This window comes from Sulfitobacter sp. 15WGC (assembly GCF_005068605.1).
GTDB classification, from domain to species: domain Bacteria; phylum Pseudomonadota; class Alphaproteobacteria; order Rhodobacterales; family Rhodobacteraceae; genus Sulfitobacter; species Sulfitobacter faviae.
The window spans coordinates 33303-47536 of record NZ_SZNL01000017.1 but is presented as its reverse complement, the minus strand read 5'-3'; the positions used below and the strand labels follow the sequence as shown (position 1 = coordinate 47536).

Sequence of the window (14234 nt, the reverse complement as noted above, 5' to 3'; positions counted from 1 at the left end):
CAGGGGGGGTGCGGCGCCTTCATTAACTTAGCAAGAGGTTGTTTTCAGGTCAGTTTGTGCAGGGGATCGGCAGTTCGACCACCTCAGCCCCGCGGCGGGTGCGGATCGTGCAAACCTTCTCTTTGGTTACTTCGGCGATGGTCTCTTGCGCCTCGATTCCCAGAAGCGAACGTTGGTCGACTTCGATGGCCTCGGCCACGGTGTCGTCATTCGTGCCGACGAGAGCGAGGGAGAGTTTGCCGGTAGATTGTGCCTGGGCAAGGGCGGCCACCTGTTGCGGCTTTACGGCCACCGTCACTGTCTTGGCGATCGAGGCTTCTTCCATCACCAGCGCATCGGCGCTCTGGTCGATGGCGATCAGTTGCACGCCAGATTCGATCAGCTTGGTCACATCGCCGTTGCTGGATTGGTTGCCCACGTTCACGCGGCCCGTCCAATAGACGTCAACCCGGTCCCCGGGGCGCAGGAAGCCCGAAACGCCGCTAGAGACGTCGACTTTGATGGTGAAGGCACGCGTGCCGCGGGCCAAACGGGAGGTGAGACCGGAATCTTCGCCCGGCTCGGTCACCTTGACGGCCATGATCGCTTCATCTTTCTCGATGTTGCGCAGCACGATGCGTTGTTCTTTGGTGTTCTCCGGGAAAAGGGCGATTTCTTCGACGAAACTGCCCTCGGGAATGGCATTCTCAGGCCATTTCACCGCACGAACGTCCTCGCGGGTGAGGGGCTGCCCGTATTTCAAGGGCTTGTCGGCCACCCAAACGGTTTTCGTTGGCACGACCTGCGCCAGCGCGGCTTGGGCTTGCGCGTTGGCGGCTTGATACTGTGAAATCCGGTCTTTCGCCAGATAAACGGCGCCGCCGGCAAGTGCGACACCTACCAAAAGAACCAATCCGAATACGGCTCGCATGATGTTACCTCTTTGCTATGGAAGCGAATCTCGGCTCGCTTTGATCACCCCAGAAAGTTAGCTGCCGATTATGGCGAGAATTGGTCTGTGTGGGGGCGACGGGAAGGACTTTGGCCTAGTGCATCGCGGCATTAGATGGCTCAAGTTGTGAGCTTTACCCGGATATATTCAACAAGTACGTCTAGGCTGTCGGAGAACAGGCTCAGCGCTAGGATCGCTAGGCCGGCCAGCCCGGCGGTCAGGACAAGCCAATCTACAGTGATGGCACCAGATTGACTGCGTAAAAAATAGTGAAGGGCGCGGCGCATAAGGTTTTTTTCCTAAGAAGCTTCGTGCCTAGTTTGAAGACAAAAGGGGCCGCTCCCGGCTGGAGGTGCGGCCCTAATGATTAGATTTCGCTCAACTAGCGATTAGTTGCTGCGGTCAGCTGTTGTTTCGAAGTTAGTGATGTCTGTGGCGATATTGTCCGACATTGTTTCGACGTTGTCACCGATTGTGTTGAACGCAACAATGGCCAGGCCAACGATCGCAGCGGTCAGAACGACCCAGTCAACTGTCACGGCACCGTCTTCGTCTTTGCGGAAGTTTTTGATAAAGTTCATCATGTCATGTCCCTCCAAGGATCACTGAGTAAAAGGTCTTAACCTCGCCGTCCGGTTTGCCTCGCTCTCTCATTTGAAGCTGTCCGACTTGGTATGACCCTATATAGCCGTCAGATTGGGGCGCGAATTTGGCAGCAAACGTGCCTTTTCCAGACTGTCCGCGTTTTTCTTGCGGAAACATGTTAACTCTCTGTTTATAGTCGTTTTAATTCTCGTATCGGGTCTTCCGCCTGCGCTTTCCCACCGTCGAACACCGCAATTGCGGCGAAATTGCCATGATCCCCCGCCTCAAACGCTGGCCCGATTCCACGATTCGTGTGATATTGCCGCGCAAAGGCGCGTTAGACGCAAGGTAGAGCAGGCATGTATCGCATATTGGCATTCTCGCTGGTCACGGCTCTTATGGCCCCTGCCGCCATGGCAGAAGGGCCGAAACCGTTCCCTGAGTTCTCGGCCAAACGGGTCGGCCCGCCCAAGAAGGGGGCCAAACGCATCACGGTGCAAATCGATCCGGCGGCCCGCGCCGCGGCAGCGGCGGAGGTGGACGCAGGCCCCGCGGTCGCCGCGACCCCGAGCGGCGCGATTGCGCCTTTGAATGCCGGGCAGTTCGATTGGTTCTGGGATAAAATCTCTCCAGCGGCTGAGCGGAGCGGGGCAGGGCGGTTGGCGCCCGCGATGGCGGCGCTTTCCGGCGGTCAAGTCCCCGCGCCGCGTTTGCAGCATCTGCAGGATATCGCGCGCAGCAATGGGGTGGATATCCTGCGCGCTACGGTTGGTACGAATGTCTCTCCGGCGCTGGTGCTGGCGGTGATCAGCGTGGAATCCGCAGGCCGCGCCGATGCGGTCAGCCGGGCGGGGGCGGCTGGCCTGATGCAACTGATGCCCGATACCGCCGCCCGTTTTGGTGTGCGCGACAGTATGGTCGCGGCCGAGAATATCTCGGGCGGGGTCAAATACCTCGACTGGCTGATGGGGGAGTTCGACCGCGATCCGATTCTCGTGCTTGCGGGTTATAACGCGGGGGAGGGGTCGGTGCGCAAACATGCGGGCGTGCCGCCTTTTGCCGAGACGCGCGACTATGTGCCCAAGGTGCTGGCGGCGTTTCAAGTGGCGCAGGGGCTTTGCCTAACACCGCCGGAACTGATCAGCGATGGCTGCGTTTTTGCCGCGATGAACTGAGCGCGACGGGCATGCCCCCGGCGGATGCCGCCGAGGGCTGTTTTCTCAAACGATGGTCGCTTGGGTCGCGGCGCGCAGCTCGTCCTCGGTCACGCCATCGGCGCATTCGACGATCTTCAAGCCACCTTCGACCACATCGAGCACACCGAGGTTGGTGATGATCCGGTCGACCACACCCTTGCCGGTCAGCGGCAGGGTGCATTCTTTCAGCACCTTCGAGTCACCGGCCTTGTTCTGGTGGTCCATCACCACGATGACCTTGCGGACACCGGCCACGAGGTCCATCGCGCCGCCCATGCCCTTGACGAGCTTGCCGGGGATCATCCAGTTCGCCAGATCGCCGTTCTCGGCCACTTCCATGGCGCCGAGGATCGCCGCTGCGATCTTGCCGCCGCGGATCATGCCAAAGGACATGGCGCTGTCGAAATAGGCGGTGCGGCTCAACTCGGTAATGGTCTGCTTGCCAGCGTTGATCAGGTCGGGGTCTTCCTCGCCCTCGTAAGGGAAGGGGCCCATGCCCAGCATGCCGTTCTCGGACTGAAGGGTGATGTCCTTATCGCCGACGTAATTCGCCACCAGCGTCGGGATACCGATGCCGAGGTTCACATACATGCCGTCTTCGAGTTCCTCTGCGGCCCGCGCCGCCATCTGATCTCTATCCCAAGGCATTATGCGTCCTCCCGCTTGCGTGTCGTGACCTTCTCGATGCGTTTCTCATGCTCGCCTTGAATGATGCGATGCACGTAGATGCCCGGCAGGTGGATGTGGTCGGGGTCGAGGCTGCCGCGGGGGACGATCTCTTCGACCTCGACGATGCAGACCTTGCCGCACATGGCCGCGGGCGGGTTGAAGTTGCGCGCGGTCTTGCGGAAGACGAGGTTGCCGGTGTCATCGGCCTTCCACGCTTTCACGATCGACAGATCGGCAAAGATGCCCTCTTCGAGGATGTAATCCTCGCCGTGGAACTGTTTCACTTCCTTGCCCTCGGCGATCTGGGTGCCGACGCCGGTCTTGGTGTAGAAACCCGGGATGCCCGCACCACCCGCGCGCATGCGCTCGGCCAATGTGCCCTGAGGGTTGAATTCGAGCTCAAGTTCGCCCGAGAGATACTGGCGCATGAACTCGGCATTCTCCCCCACATAGGAGGAGATCATCTTCTTCACCTGCCGCGATTGCAGCAGAATGCCGATGCCGAAGTCATCGACGCCCGCATTGTTCGACGCAAAGGTGAGGTCTTTGGCCCCGTTTTCCTTGATCGCCTGCAACAGCAATTCCGGAATGCCGCAAAGGCCAAAGCCCCCGGCGGCGATCAGCATGCCATCCGACAGAACGCCTTCCAGCGCCTCGGCGGCGGATCCATAGATTTTGTTCACGGGCGACCTCCCTACAGTTTCGCTGCGCCATATGTGACCCTGCGTCGGGGCAGTGTCAATTACGTGGTGCTACGCAGGAAAGGCCGCCCGGAAGGTCAGATGATGCGCACCTGCGTGCCCACGGGGCAGAGGCCGAAAAGCTCTTCGATCTTCTCGTTATAAAGCCCGATGCAACCGTCCGAGGACCGCCGCCCGATCTTGCGCGTGTCATGGGTGCCGTGAATGATATAGGCGGGCCAGCTGAGGTACATCGCATGGGTGCCGAGCGGGTTGTCGGGGCCCGGCGGCATGTATTTGTAATGCGGAAAGCGCTCCATCATCGAGGCGGTGGGCGTCCAGTCGGGGCCTTCCTTCTTGCGCACGATCTCGGTGTAGCCGCGCTTGGTCAGCTCTTCGGTGGCGGGCACGGAGGTAGGGTAGACCTTATAGGTCTGACCGTCCGCGCTCCAGTAATGCAGGGCGCGGCTGGTGGTGTCGGCTACGATCGCGCCTTTGCCAAGGCTGTCGAAATGGTCCTGCCAACGCTGGGTGGCAAAGCTCGACGTGTTGCGCGACACCGGAGGTTCGGCGGAATATTCGCGGGGCGCTTGGCCGGGTTCCTGCGCGCGCAGGATCTGCGGCGTCATCAGCGCCGCGCCGCTTGCGGCGATCAGCCCGCGCCGGGTGAATTTCATGCCTGACATTGATCTGCCTTTCATAGTGGTCTTGCCGCCGCCCCTGATCCGAAAATCGAAGGGGAATGGCAAATCACATATTCATGATGCCGGATATAAAGGCAGGCCGCAGGCGGAACCACGCCGACCCCCGGCGCGGTTGCTGTGCCTAGGCGCGGCTTACGCGCTGTCGGCTTTTTTCGCGGTTGTTTTCTTGGCCGCGGGTTTCTTGGCCGCCGTCTTTGCCGGGGCCTTTTTGGTGGACGTCTTTTTCGCCGCGGGCTTCTTGGCTGCCGTCTTCTTGGCCGGTGCCTTCTTCGTCGCCGCTTTGCGTTTGGCGGGGGATTTGGCGAGCTTCTCTTCGATCAACTCCACCGCGCGCTCCATGGTCAGGTCTGCCGGTTCGATCTCCTTCGGGATCGTGGCGTTGACCTTTTCCCATTTCACATAAGGCCCGTATTTGCCCTCCATGACGTTGACCGCGCCGCCCATATCCGGGTGCTCGCCCATCTCGCGGATCGGTTTCGCGGCCTTGCCCCGGCCACCGCGGCTGGCGACTTTCTCGGCCAACAACTGCACGGCGCGGTTCATGCCGACGGTCCAAACCTCATCGATGCCTTCGAGATTGGCATTGGTGCCGCCCCGGTGCGAGGTGCTTTCGGCGTGTTTGATGTAAGGCCCATAGCGCCCGATGTTGGCCCAGACCATGACGCCATCCTCGGGGTGGGGGCCGATCTCACGCGGGAGCGACAGGAGCATCACGCCCTGTTCCAGCGTCAGATCCTCGGGCACCCAATCCTTGGGGATCGACTGGCGCGGGGGCTTCTTGTTTTCTTCCGTCACCGGGCCGCGTTGAACGTAGGGCCCGAAGCGGCCCTTGAAGACGCGGATTTCGTCGCCCTGATCCTCACCTAGAAGCTTGCCGTCGGGCGGAATGGCCGAGGCTTCGGCCTCCGGGTCTGGCGGGCCGAAGGGGCGGGTGTAGCGGCATTCGGGGTAGTTCGAGCAGCCGATGAAGGCGCCGCCCGAGCGCGCGGTGCGCATCGACAGGCGGCCAATCTCGCAATTGGGGCAAAGCCTCGGGTCGCTGCCGTCTTCGGTGGGCGGGAAGAGATGCGGCTCCAGCACCTCGTTAATCTTTTCCAGCACTTCGGTAATGCGCAGCTCGGATGTCTCGGCGATGGCGGCCGAGAAATCGCGCCAGAAGCGGCGCAGCACTTCTTTATAGGCAGCATCCCCGGCGCTGACCTTATCGAGTTGGTCTTCCAGATCGGCGGTGAAGTCATAGCCGATGTAGCGGCGGAAGTAGTTTTCAAGAAAGGCGGTCACCAGACGGCCCTTATCCTCGGGGATCAGGCGGTTGCCATCCTTGCGAACATATTCGCGGTCCTGAATCGTGGTGACGATGCTGGCATAGGTCGAGGGGCGGCCGATGCCGAGCTCTTCCATCTTCTTGACCAGCGTCGCCTCGGTGTAGCGCGGCGGGGGCTGGGTGAAATGCTGCTCGGGCGTGACGCTGCGCTTGTCCATCGCATCGCCCTGATGGATCTGCGGCAGGCGCTTGTCGTCCTCATCAACCACATCGTCGCGGCCTTCCTCGTAGACCCGCAGGAAACCGTCGAAGAGCACGACCTGACCGTTGGCGCGCAGGCCGACCTGCGCATCGTCGCTGCCGATCTCGACGGTGGTGCGTTCCAGCCGGGCGCTTTCCATCTGGCAGGCGAGGGTGCGTTTCCAGATCAGATCATAGAGTTTCGCCTGATCGGCGTCGAGCTTCAGCGCTTTGGCGTCCTTGGTCATATCCGTCGGGCGGATACATTCGTGGGCTTCCTGCGCGTTCTTCGCCTTGTTCTTGTAGATGCGCGGCTCTTTCGGCACGTAATCCGCGCCAAAACGGTCCTTGATCGCGTCGCGCGCCATGGAGACGGCCTCGGGCGCCATGTCGATGCCGTCGGTCCGCATGTAAGTGATGTGGCCGGCCTCGTAGAGACGCTGCGCGGTCGACATGGTCTGGCGCGCGCCCATCGAAAACTTGCGGCTGGCCTCCTGTTGCAGGGTCGAGGTCATGAAGGGGGCCGAGGGGTTGCGGCTGGCCGGTTTCGCCTCGACATTCATCACCTTCAGCGCGCGGGAGGTGATCGCCTGCACCGCCATCTCGGCCTGTGTGGCGTCAGCCAGATCGAAACGTTCGAGCTTGTTTCCGGCCAGCGAGACGAGGCGGGCCTCGAATTCCTGACCGCGCGGGGTGGCGAGCAGCGCCTTTACCGACCAGTATTCCCGGGCGCGAAACGCCTCGATCTCCATCTCGCGCTCGACGATGAGGCGCAGGGTGACCGATTGCACGCGGCCCGCGGATTTCGCGCCGGGCAGTTTGCGCCAAAGCACGGGGGAGAGGTTGAACCCCACCAGATAGTCCAGTGCGCGGCGGGCGAGATAGGCCTCGACCAGCGGCATGTCGACCTGACGCGGGTTCTGCATCGCCTCGGTCACCGCCTTTTGGGTGATCTGGTTGAAGACCACGCGGCTCACCGGCGTGTCCTTCTTGATCGATTTGCGCTTGGTCAGCGCCTCTTGCAGGTGCCAGCTGATCGCCTCGCCCTCGCGGTCGGGGTCAGTCGCGAGGATCAATGCGTTGTCTTGGGCCAGCGCGTCGGCGATGGCTTTGACGTGTTTCTTGCTGTCGCTGGCGACCTCCCATTTCATGTCGAAATCGGCGTCAGTGTCGACCGAGCCGTCTTTTGGCGGCAGGTCACGGACATGGCCGTAAGAGGCGAGAACGGTGTAATCGTCGCCCAGATATTTGTTGATCGTTTTGGCCTTGGCTGGGGATTCGACGACGACGACGGGCATAAATACAGGCACCTTAGATCAAAAACGGGGGCGGCTTTGCGCTGTCTCATGTGGGATTGCAGGGGTGTTTGTCAATGCAGCTGCTGCGTATCGCGGATTTGCGGCGCAGCGGTTTCGCAGGCCGGATGGGCCATTTCGGCGGCATCGACCCTCGGCATTCGAGGCTTGCTTGGCCCGACCAACTGCCCCCCGGTTGGTCCCCGGTTTCGCGGCGCTTTAACCGGGCCGCGCTCCTTCGCGGCGTCAGGCAGAGCGGCTGAGCAGCCCGCCGGGTTGGCGCTGAATTTCCCCCTCCATCTCAAGATCGAGGAGCGCGGGGGCGACATCGCTACTCGGCACTTGCAGGTCGCGGATCAATTGATCCTCCGCAACCGGCGCATGGCCGAGACGAGAGAGGATCTGCGCATGGAGCTTCGCGACAGGGCTTTGGTTTCGCGGCGGCGATTCCGGGCGCGGGGCCGCGGGGGGCTTTCTGCGGGGTGGCGGGGTGTGAGCTCCCCCCTCCGGCAAAACCTCCAACACATCCGCGGCAGAGCGCACCAGCACCGCGCCGTCGCGGATTAGCATGTTGCAGCCTGCCGCGCGGGCGTCCATCGGATGGCCGGGGACCGCAAGCACGTCGCGGCCCTGATCCAGCGCATCGCGGGCGGTGATTAAACTGCCCGAGCGGGCCGCCGCCTCAACCACCACCGTTGCACGGCTCAGGCCCGAGATGATGCGATTGCGGCGAGGGAAGTGCCGCGCCATCGGTTGCAGCCCCATCGGTTGCTCTGACAAACGCAGCCCCTGCGCGGCAATTTGACCGGCCAGCGCAGTGTTCTCATTAGGGTATATAATGTCGACCCCGCCCGCCTGCACGGCGATGGTGCCGCGGGGCAATGCAGCCTCATGCGCCGCCGCGTCGATGCCCCGAGCAAGGCCGGAGACCACGACTAACCCAGCTTCCCCCAGTTCGGCGGCGAGGTTGCGGGCCATGCGCAGCCCAAGCGAAGAGGCGTTTCGCGCGCCCACGAGGGAGATCATCGGACGGCCCAGCAATGCCGGGTCGCCGATCAGCCATAGGAAGGGCGGCGCATCGGGAAGGTCGCTGAGCAGGCGCGGGTAGGGTGCCTCCCCCTCAACCAGTAGCCGGGCCCCGGCGCGGCGGGCGGCGTTGAGTTCCGCCTGAACCACCCCTTCGGGGCAGATGCGGTAGTCTGATATCCCGGCGGCACGCGCGACTTCCGGCAGCGCCTTCAGCGCCTCTTGGGCAGAGCCATGTTCATCCAGCAGGCGGCGATAGGTCGAAATACCCACGCGGCGAGAGCGCAACAGACGAAGCCGGGCAAACTGTTCATCTTCCTGGGTGGGTGGGAGTGGGGGGTGAGTGGAAGAAGGATGTAGGTCCTTGTCAGTCATCCCGAAACTCCGTCCGTTGCAGAATCAGGTATAGGATTTAGTGCTTAACAACCTATGAACATTTCCCCGCGTATTTGATTCAACCCCAGCGTGCTGTCAGGTCGCAGCCCCGCCGACGGTCAGCCCGCCGATCATCAAAGTGGGCTGGCCCACACCCACCGGCACCCATTGCCCCTGTTTGCCACAGTTGCCCATGCCGGGGTCGAGCGTCGGGTCATTGCCGATGGCGCGGATCTTTTGCAAGGCCGTGGCCCCATCGCCGATCAACGTGGCGCCTTTGACCGGCGCGCCGATCTTGCCGTTCTGCACACGGTAGGCCTCGGTGCAGGAGAAGACGAATTTACCATTGGTGATATCCACCTGCCCGCCGCCGAAGCCCACGGCATAGATCCCGTCCTTGAGATCAGCCACGATATCGCCCGGGGCCGCCTCGCCGCCCAGCATATAGGTGTTGGTCATGCGCGGCATCGGGATATGCGCATAGGACTGCCGCCGCCCGTTCCCGGTCGAGGCGCCGCTCATGAGCCGCCCGTTCTGACGGTCCTGCATATAGCCGACCAGCACGCCATCTTCGATCAGCACATTGCGCGCCGAGGGGGTGCCCTCGTCATCGACTGAGATTGAGCCGCGCCGGTCGGGGATCGTGCCGTCATCCAGCACGGTCACGCCCTTGGCGGCGATCTGTTGGCCCATCAGCCCGGCGAAGGCGCTGGAGCCCTTGCGGTTGAAATCGCCCTCAAGCCCGTGGCCGATAGCTTCGTGCAGCAGAATGCCGGGCCAGCCGGGGCCAAGCACCACGTCCATCACGCCCGCGGGCGCAGGGACGGCTTCAAGGTTCACACAGGCGATGCGCAGGGCTTCGCGGACCTTGGCCTGCCAATCTTCGGGGGCCAGCATACCGTCGAGGCCGATCCGCCCGCCGCCGCCGACCCCGCCGCTTTCGCGGCGGCCTTCCTGCTCGACAATGACCGAGACATTGACCCGCGTCATCGGGCGCACGTCGCGCACCGAATGTCCTTCGGGGCGGAGAATCTCGACTTCTTGAATGCTGGCGGCGATCGTGGCGCTCACCTGTACCACGCGGGAATCGAGGCTGCGGGCATAGGCGTCGATCTCGCGCAGGGTATCGACCTTGACCGGGAAGGCGTGGCCCGCGATCGGGTCTTCGTCCGTATAGAGACGCGTGTTGCTGGCCTGAGGCGCATCCGCCCAAGTGCCGCCGCCATCGCCCACCGCCAGCCGCGCCGTTTCCGCCGCGCGGCGCAGGGCGGCCTCGCTCAGCTCGGTCGAATGGGCGTAGCCTGCCACCTCACCGCGCACGGCGCGCAGGCCAAAGCCCTCGGCGGCGTCATAGCTTGCGGTTTTGAGGCGTCCGTCGTCGAAAACCAGCGCCTCTGAACGGCGGCGTTCGAGGAACAATTCCCCGTCATCGGCACCGGCCACGGCCTCGCGCAGCACGCTCAGAGCGGTTTCTCGGTCCAGATCGGCCTCGAAGGGGGTGAAATGCGCGCGGCTCATCGGGGGTATCCTTGCTTGCTGTCACAAAACTGTCTCGCGCGGCTCTATGACGCAAGCATGTGACTTTATCTTGTAGGCAGAATATGATTGTAAGCACCCAGGATTACAACGGCACCGGATCGCAGCCGCGGTTTGGGGTGCTTATCGGCTTCTTAATGGTCACAAGATCAGGACGACATATGAAACATCTACTCCCCCTTTCCGGTCTTTTGACCAGCCTTGCCGCCCTGCCTGCATTGGCACAGGACAGCCTGCGCATTGACGGGCTTGATGTCATCGGCAGACCTGTTGACGGCGAGACAGGCTTTCAACCCGCCGTTACCGAATTGGCGCGGGATATCCACGATCTCGATTACCTGATTCTCGTGATCATCACGGCGATCACCGTCTTCGTGACGGGTCTGATCGTCTGGGTCATGATCCGCTACAACAAAAAGCGGAACCCGAACCCCTCGTCCTTCACCCACCACACCCCGATCGAGATCGCTTGGACCATCGGGCCGATTCTCATTCTTGTGCTGATCGGTGCCTATTCGCTGCCGATCCTGTTCCGCCAGCAGGAAATCCCCGAGGCGGACATCACGATCAAGGCCATCGGCAACCAGTGGTACTGGACCTATGAATATGTCGACGAAGAGATCGCCTTTGACAGCTACATGATCGGCGCCCCGGCGACGCTGGGCGACGGCGATGAGGACGTGACCCCCTTCGTGCTGGATGACGCGATGGTCGCCAAGCTCGAAGACGAAGGCTACAGCCGCGACGACTTCCTGCTGGCCACCGACACATCCGTCGTGATCCCCGTGGGCAAGACCATCGTCGTGCAGGTGACCGCCAGCGACGTGATCCACTCTTGGACAATCCCCGCCTTCGGCGTGAAACAGGATGGCGTGCCGGGCCGTCTGGCCGAACTGTGGTTCACCGCCGAGCAAGAGGGCGTCTACTTTGGCCAATGTTCCGAGCTTTGCGGTCAGGCCCACGCCTATATGCCGATCACCGTCAAAGTGGTTTCGGAAGAGGCCTATGCGGAATGGCTTGGCAACGCCAAGGCGGAATATGCTGGCATCGAACAGCCGCTGACCGTCGCCTCTAAGTAAGCCAGTTCCACGGGGCAGGGCGCAGGCCCGTGCCCCGTGTTTACCCTTGGAAGGTTCGGGATGACTGACATCACCAATACGCCAACAAGTGAATACGACGCGCAGCTGGGGGATTACTTCGCCCTGCTGAAGCCGCGCGTCATGTCGCTGGTCGTCTTCACGGCCTTCGTGGGGCTGTTGGCCGCGCCGGTTTCGGTCAATCCCGTCATCGGCTTTTGCGCGATCTTGTTCATCGCCATCGGCGGCGGTGCCTCGGGCGCGCTGAATATGTGGTGGGACGCCGATATCGACGCGGTGATGCGCCGCACGCGCGGGCGCCCGATCCCCTCGGGCCGGGTCCAGCCCGGTGAGGCGCTGACGCTTGGCGTTGCGCTCTCGGGTCTGTCGGTGATGATGCTGGCACTGGCGACCAACCTGCTGGCGGGCGGGATGCTGCTCTTCACCATCCTTTTCTATGCCGTTTTCTATACCATGTGGCTCAAGCGTCTGACGCCGCAGAACATCGTCATCGGCGGCGCCGCGGGGGCCTTCCCACCGGTGATCGGCTGGGTCGCCGCCACGGGCAGCTTCTCGGTCGAGGCATGGCTGATGTTCGCGCTGATCTTCATGTGGACACCGCCGCATTTCTGGGCGCTGGCGCTCTTCATGCGCTCGGACTACGACGACGCCAAGGTGCCGATGCTGACCGTGACCCATGGCCGCCCGGCCACGCGGCTGCATATCTTCGTCTACACCGTCCTTCTGGCTGCTCTGGCCATTGGTACGGCCTTCACGGCCATCGGCGGCATCTTCTATTTCGCCGTGGCGCTGGTGCTGAACGCGGCCTTCCTCTTGGGCGCCTACCGCATCTGGAAGCGGGATGAGGTCATGGCCGAGGGTGACGACTATGCCGAAGAGCGCAAGTTCTTCCGCCTGTCGCTGGCCTATCTCTTCTTGCACTTCGGCGCGATCTTGGGCGAAGCGGCCCTGCGCACCTTTGGCTTGGGAGGCTGGTAATGGGCATCCGACCCGAGCATGAGCTGCACGACCGCCGCCGTGGCCGCAACATCGGCGTGGGCCTGATGCTGGGCGCCTTCGTGGTGCTGATCATGGCGCTGACCTACGTCAAGATCACCCAGACCGATTTCGAACTCCCCCCGGAGCAACGCGAGGTGACACAGTAATGGCGCTTTCCGGTCCTCAGAAAACAGTGATGCAAACCGTCGGCGTGGTGGTGCTCATGGGCGGGCTCGCCTGGGCGTCGGTGCCGTTTTACGACTGGTTCTGCCGCGTCACCGGCTTTGGCGGCACGCCGGGGCAGGTCTCTGCCGCCAGCGCCGATGTGCTGGATCAGACGGTCAAGGTGCGGTTCGACGGCTCCCTCAATGACGGCATGCCGTGGGAGTTCAAACCCGTGGTGCGCGAAATGGAAGTCCGCATCGGCGAGACCGGGTTGGCCTTCTACGAGGCTTACAACCCGACCGACAAACCGGTGGCAGGGCAGGCGAGCTATAACGTCACCCCCTATACCGCCGGGGCCTTCTTCGAGAAGATCGACTGCTTTTGCTTTACCGAACAGGTGCTGGCCCCGGGCGAGCGTGTGCAGATGCCGGTGAGCTTCTTCGTCGACCCGGAAATGGTCGAAGACCGTGATGGGAAGTTTGTACATACCATCACTCTGTCCTATACATTCTACGAAATTGACCTGCCCGAGGGCTATGCCGCCCTTGATCAGGTCAGCGCCACAACAACCAATTAACGACCTGATTGAACAAAGGTGAGGGACCCGCAACCATGGCCCATGCAAAAAACCACGACTACCATATTCTCCCCCCCTCGACCTGGCCGCTGCTGGGGTCGGTAGGCGGATTTGTCATGCTGGCGGGTGCCGTCATGTGGATGCACGGGATGACGCCCTTCGTCTTCTTGGGCGGTCTGGTCGCCACCCTCTACGTCATGTTCGGCTGGTGGGCCGAAGTCGTCTCGGAAAGCGAAGTGGGCGATCACACCGGCGTGGTGCGGATCGGCCTGCGCTATGGCTTCATCCTCTTCATCATGTCTGAAGTGATGTTCTTCGTCGCGTGGTTCTGGTCCTTCTTCAAACAGGCCCTCTACCCGATGTATGAATATGTCGGCACGGAATACGTCCAGCCCGAGATTCACGCGGTTGACGCTTTCCACCTGCCGCTGATCAACACGCTGGTCCTGCTGCTGTCGGGCTGTGCCGTGACATGGGCGCACCACGCGCTGGCGCATGAGAACAACCGCAAAGACCTGATCTCGGGCCTGACCATCGCGGTGATCCTCGGCGTGCTCTTCACCGCGCTGCAAGCCTACGAATACTACGAGCTGCTGGTCCATGACGATTGGACATTCGGCGGCGACATGTATTTCTCCAGCTTCTTCATGGCGACCGGCTTCCACGGTTTCCACGTGATCATCGGCACGATCTTCCTCTTCGTCTGCCTGCTGCGCGCCATGCGCGGCCACTTCACCCCCGAACGCCATGTCGGCTTCGAGGCGGCAGCGTGGTACTGGCACTTCGTTGACGTGGTCTGGCTGTTCCTCTTCTTCGCCGTCTACATGTGGGGCCAGCCCTGACCATAGGGCGGGGTTGCATCCGCGCCCCACACCCGTAAAACCCAAACGCGCGAAGCCCTCTTCGCGCGTTTGTC

General features: G+C 62.3%; 14 protein-coding genes. 6 read left to right on the top strand and 8 right to left on the bottom strand.

All coding sequences use genetic code 11. From position 1 onward, the window contains the following. Window positions 1-49: 49 nt before the first annotated feature. On the bottom strand, window positions 50-910 hold the full coding sequence (cpaB, locus tag FCK22_RS14175; protein ID WP_067267253.1) for a Flp pilus assembly protein CpaB: 861 nt from the start codon (window positions 908-910) through the stop codon (window positions 50-52). A 410-nt stretch (window positions 911-1320) separates the two neighbouring features. After that, window positions 1321-1515: a hypothetical protein gene (locus FCK22_RS14170; RefSeq protein ID WP_067267255.1), complete on the bottom strand. Its 195-nt coding sequence runs from the start codon at window positions 1513-1515 to the stop codon at window positions 1321-1323. 360 nt (window positions 1516-1875) lie between these two features. On the opposite strand from FCK22_RS14170, the gene FCK22_RS14165 reads away from it, so the two are divergent. Then, window positions 1876-2691, top strand: coding sequence for a lytic transglycosylase domain-containing protein (locus FCK22_RS14165; protein ID WP_067267256.1), 816 nt, complete (start codon window positions 1876-1878; stop codon window positions 2689-2691). Window positions 2692-2736: 45 nt separating this feature from the next. On the opposite strand, the gene FCK22_RS14160 is transcribed toward FCK22_RS14165, so the two are convergent. The 6 genes from FCK22_RS14160 to tldD form a co-directional block, all read right to left on the bottom strand. After that, a complete protein-coding gene (locus FCK22_RS14160) occupies window positions 2737-3360 on the bottom strand; it encodes a CoA transferase subunit B (protein WP_067267257.1) in 624 nt (207 codons plus the stop codon). Continuing rightward, a complete protein-coding gene (locus FCK22_RS14155) occupies window positions 3360-4064 on the bottom strand; it encodes a CoA transferase subunit A (RefSeq protein ID WP_067267259.1) in 705 nt (234 codons plus the stop codon). Before FCK22_RS14155 ends, FCK22_RS14160 begins: the two co-directional genes overlap by 1 nt. Before the next feature lie 95 nt (window positions 4065-4159). Next, on the bottom strand, window positions 4160-4747 hold the full coding sequence (locus tag FCK22_RS14150; protein WP_067267261.1) for a L,D-transpeptidase: 588 nt from the start codon (window positions 4745-4747) through the stop codon (window positions 4160-4162). Between the two features lie 150 nt (window positions 4748-4897). Next, the gene (gene topA, locus FCK22_RS14145) at window positions 4898-7567 is read right to left on the bottom strand and encodes a type I DNA topoisomerase (RefSeq protein ID WP_067267263.1); all 2670 of its coding nucleotides are present in this window, start codon (window positions 7565-7567) and stop codon (window positions 4898-4900) included. Window positions 7568-7810: 243 nt separating this feature from the next. Beyond that, window positions 7811-8965: a DNA-processing protein DprA gene (gene dprA / locus FCK22_RS14140; protein ID WP_136720517.1), complete on the bottom strand. Its 1155-nt coding sequence runs from the start codon at window positions 8963-8965 to the stop codon at window positions 7811-7813. 96 nt (window positions 8966-9061) lie between these two features. Further along, a complete protein-coding gene (gene tldD, locus FCK22_RS14135) occupies window positions 9062-10483 on the bottom strand; it encodes a metalloprotease TldD (RefSeq protein ID WP_067267783.1) in 1422 nt (473 codons plus the stop codon). Between the two features lie 179 nt (window positions 10484-10662). On the opposite strand from tldD, the gene coxB reads away from it, so the two are divergent. From coxB to FCK22_RS14110, 5 genes are read left to right on the top strand one after another with little or no spacing between them, the layout of a single operon-like run. Continuing rightward, entirely contained in the window at window positions 10663-11580 is a 918-nt protein-coding gene (gene coxB / locus FCK22_RS14130; RefSeq protein WP_067267785.1) for a cytochrome c oxidase subunit II, read from the top strand. A 60-nt stretch (window positions 11581-11640) separates the two neighbouring features. Continuing rightward, entirely contained in the window at window positions 11641-12576 is a 936-nt protein-coding gene (cyoE, locus tag FCK22_RS14125) for a heme o synthase (protein ID WP_067267787.1), read from the top strand. Continuing rightward, entirely contained in the window at window positions 12576-12743 is a 168-nt protein-coding gene (locus FCK22_RS14120; RefSeq protein WP_067267789.1) for a cytochrome C oxidase assembly protein, read from the top strand. The genes cyoE and FCK22_RS14120 overlap by 1 nt, the downstream gene beginning before the upstream one ends. Continuing rightward, window positions 12743-13318, top strand: coding sequence for a cytochrome c oxidase assembly protein (locus tag FCK22_RS14115; protein WP_067267790.1), 576 nt, complete (start codon window positions 12743-12745; stop codon window positions 13316-13318). The genes FCK22_RS14120 and FCK22_RS14115 overlap by 1 nt, the downstream gene beginning before the upstream one ends. A 35-nt stretch (window positions 13319-13353) precedes the next feature. Then, window positions 13354-14160 carry a cytochrome c oxidase subunit 3 gene (locus FCK22_RS14110; protein WP_067267792.1) on the top strand — a complete coding sequence of 269 codons (807 nt, stop codon included), beginning with the start codon at window positions 13354-13356 and terminating at the stop codon, window positions 14158-14160. The last annotated feature ends 74 nt before the right edge of the window (window positions 14161-14234 follow it).

Coding starts and splice junctions, on each gene's coding strand:
- topA (WP_067267263.1), bottom strand. CDS start 7,567: ATGCCCGTCGTCGTCGTCGAATCCCCAGCCAAGGCCAAAACGATCAAC.
- FCK22_RS14120 (WP_067267789.1), top strand. CDS start 12,576: ATGGGCATCCGACCCGAGCATGAGCTGCACGACCGCCGCCGTGGCCGC.
- dprA (WP_136720517.1), bottom strand. CDS start 8,965: ATGACTGACAAGGACCTACATCCTTCTTCCACTCACCCCCCACTCCCA.
- coxB (WP_067267785.1), top strand. CDS start 10,663: ATGAAACATCTACTCCCCCTTTCCGGTCTTTTGACCAGCCTTGCCGCC.
- FCK22_RS14115 (WP_067267790.1), top strand. CDS start 12,743: ATGGCGCTTTCCGGTCCTCAGAAAACAGTGATGCAAACCGTCGGCGTG.
- cyoE (WP_067267787.1), top strand. CDS start 11,641: ATGACTGACATCACCAATACGCCAACAAGTGAATACGACGCGCAGCTG.
- FCK22_RS14160 (WP_067267257.1), bottom strand. CDS start 3,360: ATGCCTTGGGATAGAGATCAGATGGCGGCGCGGGCCGCAGAGGAACTC.
- tldD (WP_067267783.1), bottom strand. CDS start 10,483: ATGAGCCGCGCGCATTTCACCCCCTTCGAGGCCGATCTGGACCGAGAA.
- FCK22_RS14150 (WP_067267261.1), bottom strand. CDS start 4,747: ATGTCAGGCATGAAATTCACCCGGCGCGGGCTGATCGCCGCAAGCGGC.
- FCK22_RS14170 (WP_067267255.1), bottom strand. CDS start 1,515: ATGATGAACTTTATCAAAAACTTCCGCAAAGACGAAGACGGTGCCGTG.
- FCK22_RS14165 (WP_067267256.1), top strand. CDS start 1,876: ATGTATCGCATATTGGCATTCTCGCTGGTCACGGCTCTTATGGCCCCT.
- FCK22_RS14110 (WP_067267792.1), top strand. CDS start 13,354: ATGGCCCATGCAAAAAACCACGACTACCATATTCTCCCCCCCTCGACC.
- cpaB (WP_067267253.1), bottom strand. CDS start 910: ATGCGAGCCGTATTCGGATTGGTTCTTTTGGTAGGTGTCGCACTTGCC.